The sequence below is a fragment of the Leptolyngbya sp. BC1307 genome (genome assembly GCF_002286735.1).
Lineage (GTDB): Bacteria > Cyanobacteriota > Cyanobacteriia > Phormidesmidales > Phormidesmidaceae > Phormidesmis.
In genome coordinates, this window is sequence record NZ_NRTA01000148.1 from 1 (window position 1) to 1,191 (window position 1,191).

Consider the following 1,191-nt stretch of genomic DNA (forward strand, 5'->3'; position numbering starts at 1 on the left):
TACCGAAGCCCAAATATCAGAAAGACAAGCCGCATGTCTCTACCGCGCGCCTCTTGGCCAAAGCTAAAGAAGACAAGAAATCACCTTGAAAGGGCTGGTACAGAGACGGTCAGGTTTACCTGGCCAAATGCTCGGAAGCTTTGCCGATTCGTTGGAGCCGGTTGCTGCCTGCTGGCGCTGATCCCTCTACCGCAACGGTTAAACTGTCGCCTGCGGGTAGATGGACAGTTTCTCTGCTGGTGGACGTGGATATTGAGCGATTGCCGGAAGCCTCTAATCAGGTTGGTATTGATTTGGGCATCAGTAGCCTGTTGACACTCAGTACTGGTGAGAAAGTTGCCAACCCGAAAGGGTTTAAGACTAAATTCCGCAAGTTGCGAAAAGCTCAAAAAGCGCTCAGCCGCAAGGATAAAGGCTCTAACAATCGGTACAAAGCAAGGCTGCGGGTTGCCCGTGTCCATGCTGAGATTGCTGACGCTAGAAAAGATACTCTGCACAAGCTGACGACTCGATTGGTGAGAGAAAACCAAACCATCGCAATCGAAGACTTGGCTGTGTCGAACATGGTGAAAAACCATAAGCTCGCTCAGGCTATCAGTGATGCTAGTTGGGGTGAGCTGGTCAGGCAGCTTGAATATAAGAGCGATTGGTATGGGCGCACATTGGTCAAGGTGTCGCGCTGGTTCCCCAGCTCTAAACGCTGTAATGCTTGCGGGCATACCGTTAACAAACTGCCTTTGAATATTCGAGAATGGGTTTGCCCTGAGTGTGGGGTAGGACATGATCGAGACGTGAATGCTGCGATAAATGTATTAGCCGGTGGTCTATCGGTGTTAGCCTGCGGAGCGAGCGTAAGACCCGATAAGCATTAGCTTTGAAGGCGGCTGCTATGAAACAGGAAAGTCTCTGGGTGACCAGAGAATCCCCCGTACTTTAGTCGGGGGAGTAGTCAAGTTTTACTTTCTAGGCGGTGCGCTGGGATCTTTTTTGGGGGCTTACGGCTGGAGCCATTGGGGTTGGCGCGGGGTATGCGGTCTGAGCTTGGGACTGATGGCGATCGCTGCGACCATTTTCTTACAGGGTAAAGTCAAGCCGCAATAGCTCAATAACCGCTGGTAAGTAGCATTATTGAGGAAAGTAACGATGAGTGGTCAAAGGGCGAGAAATCTGTTGTAACAGAAGAATGAAAAG

General features: G+C 50.6%; 1 pseudogene. It reads left to right on the forward strand.

What is annotated here, in order from left to right:
* Nucleotides 1-98: 98 nt before the first annotated feature.
* Nucleotides 99-937 (forward strand): annotated as a pseudogene (locus tag CKL79_RS22455) (RNA-guided endonuclease TnpB family protein); the annotation flags it as partial.
* Nucleotides 938-1,191 lie beyond the last annotated feature (254 nt).